Source organism: Nitrobacter sp. 62-13, from assembly GCF_001896955.1.
Lineage (GTDB): Bacteria > Pseudomonadota > Alphaproteobacteria > Rhizobiales > Xanthobacteraceae > Nitrobacter.
This window is the reverse complement of sequence record NZ_MKRN01000178.1, coordinates 1-6,015: the sequence shown is the minus strand read 5'-3', so window position 1 is coordinate 6,015 and position 6,015 is coordinate 1. Positions and strand designations below refer to the sequence as shown.

General features: G+C 60.3%; 5 protein-coding genes. 1 reads left to right on the top strand and 4 read right to left on the bottom strand.

Features of this window, described 5'->3' with window-relative positions; translation table 11 throughout:
• The 4 genes from rpsL to BGN91_RS12825 form a co-directional block, all read right to left on the bottom strand.
• The coding region (gene rpsL, locus BGN91_RS12840; protein ID WP_292613735.1) for a 30S ribosomal protein S12 at nt 1-340 on the bottom strand (340 nt) is incomplete at its 3' end.
• A 1,507-nt stretch (nt 341-1,847) separates the two neighbouring features.
• On the bottom strand, nt 1,848-2,093 hold the full coding sequence (locus tag BGN91_RS12835) for a hypothetical protein (RefSeq protein ID WP_292613733.1): 246 nt from the start codon (nt 2,091-2,093) through the stop codon (nt 1,848-1,850).
• An 84-nt stretch (nt 2,094-2,177) separates the two neighbouring features.
• Nucleotides 2,178-2,864, bottom strand: coding sequence for a Crp/Fnr family transcriptional regulator (locus tag BGN91_RS12830; RefSeq protein WP_292613731.1), 687 nt, complete (start codon nt 2,862-2,864; stop codon nt 2,178-2,180).
• 612 nt (nt 2,865-3,476) lie between these two features.
• Nucleotides 3,477-4,616 carry a GNAT family N-acetyltransferase gene (locus BGN91_RS12825; protein ID WP_292613730.1) on the bottom strand — a complete coding sequence of 380 codons (1,140 nt, stop codon included), beginning with the start codon at nt 4,614-4,616 and terminating at the stop codon, nt 3,477-3,479.
• A gap of 158 nt (nt 4,617-4,774) precedes the next feature.
• On the opposite strand from BGN91_RS12825, the gene BGN91_RS12820 reads away from it, so the two are divergent.
• Nucleotides 4,775-5,971, top strand: coding sequence for an NAD(P)/FAD-dependent oxidoreductase (locus tag BGN91_RS12820; protein ID WP_292613729.1), 1,197 nt, complete (start codon nt 4,775-4,777; stop codon nt 5,969-5,971).
• The last annotated feature ends 44 nt before the right edge of the window (nt 5,972-6,015 follow it).

Here is a 6,015-nt window from a genome sequence, read left to right as displayed (position 1 = left end):
GACGCTGCTTGCGGTTCTTGACGCCCTGGGTGTCGAGGACGCCGCGGAGGATGTGGTAGCGCACGCCGGGCAAGTCCTTGACGCGGCCGCCGCGGATCATGACCACGGAATGCTCCTGAAGGTTATGCCCCTCACCCGGGATATAACCGATGACCTCGAAGCCATTGGTCAGGCGCACCTTGGCGACCTTGCGAAGCGCCGAGTTCGGCTTCTTCGGAGTGGTCGTATAGACACGCGTGCACACGCCACGCTTTTGCGGCGACTGTTGCAACGCAGGAACCTTCTTGCGCGACTTCTGTATGACGCGCGGACTTGCGATCAGCTGGTTGATCGTCGGCATCGTTCGCCTTCACCCTTAAATTTTACGCGAAACCCCGATCGGTTCCGCAGATTCGTCCGGGGCTGCCGCCCACCGCTCGCAACACGTGAAACGATTCACGCAAAACGAAATCGCGCCAACCGTCCATCGCTGAACGGAAAGCGCTTCGACGCCACAGAGGACCGCGATCAACACCAACCGGAAGGAACCGGCCGGCTTCCACCGAGGTCATGCATCCGAAATCAATCTCGAGAGAACTCGCTCAAGAGAACGACTGTCGTCCTGGCATTGCCTAGCTATCATCGGCAGCGTCTGAGCAGCATTCGTCGAGGTTGGTGCCCGTCTCTATCAATCAAATCAGATAGAAAGGGTGGTCCGTTCCGACGTTGGCGTAACTCACCGCCTGCCGTTAAGTGCGCGGGTTTTATCCACCGCGAGTCGCCAAGTCAAGGCTAAACCGCCGTAGCAGAAGCACTTCTACCCGTTGACCACCGACCATTCGGCGCGATTTTCCCCTGCGTGAAACCGGCGACAGAACGCTTCACCGGCCGGACGGATGTCCTTCGAAACAATGGTCTTTCCGCGACATTGGCCAACACCCTCCCCCGGCCACCTTCGTTCTGCCGAGACCGGCGGGGAATTCGGAGGACCCCAAGAACTGGGACCCAGTTTTGAACCGTCGCGCCGGCGAATCCGGCTTTCGTTCCCGAGAAACGACCCGAATGATTCTCGCCGGATTGCCCGTGAGAGCCACGGATTTCTTCTGCATCTGAACCTCCCTGATCGTGCGTCTCCGGCGTATGCCGGACGCTGACGGACTTGATCGTCTGTCCCGGTCGGCAGACGCGTCCACGGATCGAATTGCGACCCGGCGCGAGGCGGCGGCCGGTTTGGGCTGTCTCAGGACATTACGATGCCTGCAGATCGGACCTTCCTGCCTGAAGCATCCGGATAGCCTGAGTTTCGACAGGAGGCGGCGGCAACTTCAATGTCTGAAGCGGCCAGCCGTGGCCCAGGAGCCGGGCGAAGCCGCGACTCGCCATCCCCGATCGTGGTCAGACGCCGGTCCTCCCTGCGAAAGCAGTGCTTCGCTCGAAAACGCCATGGTCGAACACCGTGGTGAATTGCCCGCGCCAGGGATCATGGGTCCCTGCGTTCGCAGGACCGACGCCGCGCGCCAAATGTGATCGGACTCTCGTCGCAGCGAGATGCCGCTGAGTCGCAACGGGATGCCGCGAGATCGCTGCGGAGACATCCACACGCACCAAAGCACTGCCCGTCGATCACCTCAAGGGTGACGACGAACAGTGCCGTGGGTCAGGTAAAGTCGGTTACAGGCGTATCATCTTCAAGCGAGTGCTACCTGCCGCTTGAAGCGGTCGACGCCATTCGAAAGGTGCAGCTTTCGAAAAGCGTCGGCTGTAACGCACAAAACCAAGGAGGAGTAGTCAGTTTCGGTAACTTCACTCGCCCACACAGCGGAGACCGATCAATGGCCTCCGCAGCAAACGGTGACGTATTTTAAAGTCTAGTGGCCGTGAGCGTGGCCGTTCTTCGCTTCACGATGGGCCAGCTCGCTCAGCAGCTTCTGAGCCAGCAGGTCCTGGCCTTCCTGATCGACCGGAAACGTGTTGGCATTGCCAAGATAGCCGAGCGGAGCGCTCTTGGCGCCCAGCGTTCCCGAACCGGCATGAATCACCTTGCCGTCAGAGGTGTACGAACCGTCGATCTGCTTTCCAAGAGATTCATCGTAAAATGAGACGTGTCTCGGCATCGGTGCGCTCCATTGTTGGATTTATTCGGTGTACCGATGGAAGCAGCGACCGTATAGCCAACTAGTTTACATAGCTGGCTTTTTTTATTTGGTGAAGGAGCCCGGCAGCAGCCGGTCGTATTCGCGCCGGACGGCGCGATAGCACTCGCAGGATGTGCGCTCCAGAAGCCCCCGGTCCAGTATCGTGATGGTGCCGCGGCTGTAGGTGAGAACTTTCAATTGCTGGAATTTCTTGAGCTCGGCGTTGACCGCCACGCGACTGACAACCAGCATCTCGGCAAGGAATTGCTGGGTGAGCCGAAGCTCATCGCCGTCGACACGATCGTGAGACTTCAGCAGCCATCGTGCGCATCGCTGAAGCAGCGTGTGGCTGGCGTTGCATGCGACAGACTGCATCACCTGCGCGAGAAATGCTCGCGAGTACGCATTGAGCTTGCGTCGAAAGACAGGCAGGCGCGATTGCAGATCCTGAAAGTCGCGAAAGGAAATACGAATGCCGTCGCCGGACACCTGGACGACGGCGCGATGCATCGATTGGTCGTCGCCCATGATGGCTCCGACGTTGATCACTCCCTCGCGCCCGGTCGTCGATGTTTCAGCCGTCTTGTCGGTCTTAAGCGGAGCGATGTTGGAGATGATCGCCGTCTCGGGGAAGTAGACGTAATCGAACGCGCCGCGCGGTTCGTACAGCACGCGGCCCAACGGCAGCTTGACGGGTGCGCACAGCTTCTGAATTTCGATCCATTCGGAGTCCGGTATGCTTGCCAACAAGGCGTTTTTCGGTCTCTGTGCCATTGTCCCTAGCCACCGGTTCTTTCAGGAGAGTTGAGCCGGCGCCGGCAGTTTCGGTCTTTGCGAGACCAAAGGCAAGCTAAGCGGGCTCGCACTCCGACGAGCCGAGCCCCGTTTACGCCGCTGGTTCAACCAATCCGATCTTGCATCGCCTGCTTTGCCGACAAATTCGAACACTTCCAAAATCCGGGCTGCGTTGAACTCAGACTCTGATCGATTCTTCTGATCGAGCACGATCGTATCGCACGGTTTACACTTTGCGCCGGCGCGGCCTTTCGGGTCGGGATCATGCCTAGACACGCGCTCAGGAATGCGTTGCACCTGCTCTGAATGCCAAAACGGAGCAAAGCGCGACGGCATGGCGAAAAGGCCGCCCTTCCGATATATATAATAAGATATATCGATCATTCGCAAGTCAACTCAGTTCCGCCGCACAAGAACGAACTGCCGAACGGATGCAAATGTGAGAATCGGACTGCCGGAGTTTCGATTGCGTTGAATCGGACTCCGGTCTTTTTGATCGAGCACGATCTTATCCGAAAACCGCTTCCAAGTTTGCACTGGCGTGGCGGTCGGGTCGGGATCATGCTTCTAGCGATGCGCGGCAAAGCTCACCTTCTTGTTTCCAGGTGCGGCCGGCACAGACCAGGCCCGGATCTGGTCGCGAAGCCGGCGAAGACGCCCGATGCCTCGCTGGCGTGCCACCTCCAGCGAAAATGCCAACGATTTACCCGACCCGACATCGACGAGCAAATCGACCATTTTCCGGCGTCCGGCCCAGAGCTGAGCCATGAAACTTCCTTCATACGAACAGGAATCGATCGCCGAGATTCCACCCGAGGAAAACAGGTCGTCCGTGATTTTATCGATCAGCAGCGCGCCCGGAGAGTATTTCGCGTAGTCCGGACTGAATGCGGTTTTCCAGGTGTAGGCCGTGGCACCGCAATACATCAGCACCTGCGCCGCGATGGGGCGCCCATCGACGCGCAACAGCGCCACCGAGGCGCTGCCTCGTTCGGCGAGTGCAGCGACCATTTGCCGGGCGAAGGTCGCGTCCGCGGCATCGCACAGCAGGGCCGTGCCACGCGCGCCCTTCCAGCCGGAGGCTTCCAGCTTCAGGAACGTCTCGAACGCCTCCCCCGTGTCCGCTGCTTTGTTATTGACGATATCGACCAGGCCGGTGGCGGAGAGCCGGTTCCAGTCCTGTCGCAGTTTCTTCCGGGTCGAGCCGGACCGTTTCACGCCAAGCTCTGGCGTCGCGAAAGGCCGCGTGCTCTCGGACAATCTAAGCTGCGTCCTGCCCTGCTCCGTCAGTGCATTCACAAGCATATCGAAGCTCGTCGCTTCGGCGTCGAGCGACTTCAGATTGATCACGTTAGGCAGCAAGGAGCTGGCCCGGATCGCCGACAGGAAAGCCGGTATGACGTCGCGAACGAAGGCGGGGTCCACGACCGGGTTCGAAAGAAAGGCGTAGTTATAGGGCAATGCCTCGAGCAGAGTTGGCCATAGCCGCGAAATCCTGCGAACCTGAAAGGCCCACATGCCGACCAGTTTCCTTGGCTCGGCGCCGTCATCCCACGCAAGCAGAACCCGGATGTGCGCAAAGCCGGTCTCGTTCGCGACAGTCAGTGCGACCGGATTCATGAACACGTTGGGAGAGGCTCGCCGGACGAGGTCGTCCCACGGCACCGCGAGGTCCGGGGTTGGTGAACAAATGTTTACCGAAATCATCAGAGGGCGATCCGCGCTTTGGGCGGCATAATGTTGGTCCGGCATTGCTTTTCAGTTAAGCCGCGGCGGCCCGATCCCCCCTCGATCGCATGATGTCCTTCAAGGTTTCTTTGCCTTTTGAGGCGCAAGGATAGCACCGCGGAACAAGGGCCCTGTGTATGCGCTATACCGACATTGTGATCGTTGGCGGCGGCCTGGCCGGATCGACCACGGCTGCGATGCTCGGCCGCGCCGGCATTGCCGCGATCATGATCGATCCGCACACCACATATCCGCCCGACCTGCGCTGCGAAAAGATCGGCGGCACGCAACTGCCGCGGCTGCGCAGAACAGGCCTGGCTGAGGAGATACTGCGACCGACCACCATCGACGGCGAGGTCTGGGAAGCGCGGTTCGGTGTCGTGGTGGTGAAGAGGCCAAGCGATCAGCACGGCGTGATGTATGACACGCTGGTCAATACCGCGCGCGCGCAAATCCCGCCCGGAGTGGAGATCCTTCACACCAAGGTCGTCGAGGTTTCTACCACTGATGACCGCCAGCGCGTGGTGCTGGCGGACGGCGAGGAAATCTCCGCGCGGCTGATCGTGCTCGCGAATGGTCTCAGCGTCAGCCTGCGCCACATGCTCGGCCTCCAGCGACGCGTCATCAGCGAGTGTCATTCCGTAACACTGGGATTCGACGTCGCGCCGGTCGGCCGCCCGGCGCTTCCCTTCCCGGCCCTGACCTACTGGCCGAAGCGAACGGCCGACCGCATGGCCTACCTGACGCTGTTTCCGATCGGCAGCACGATGCGGGCAAACATGATGGTCTATCGCCCCATGGACGACATCTGGTTTCGCGAGTTTCGTGAAAACCCGGAAGCGACGATGCGCGCGGTGATGCCCGGCTTCGACCGCATGGCCGGCGACTTCAAGGTAATCGGGCCGATCAAGATTCGACCGGCGGATTTGTACGTCACGGAAAATCATCGGCAAGCCGGTGTCGTTCTCGTCGGCGACGCGTTCGCGACATCGTGTCCGGCCGCGGGCACCGGCACCGACAAGGTGTTCACCGACGTCGAACGGCTGTGCAACGTCCATATCCCGAACTGGCTTTCGACCGAAGGCATGGGTCGTACCAAGATCGAGATGTTCTACGACGATCCGGTGAAGACGGAATGCGACGCATGGTCGGCCGCGAAAGCCTGGCATCTGCGCTCCCTGTCGATCGACGATGGCCTGACCTGGCGCGCGCGACGGTGGGCGCGCTTCATAGGACGGCTGGTTCAGGGCGTGATGCGACGGACGCACCGGCCGAACCAGTCGGTAACCACCTCGCGGACGAGTCCTCAATCGCACCAAGGCAGAACCGCATAGCGGACTGCTGGAAACCTTTCCGGCCATTCCGGAATGCCGCGTCA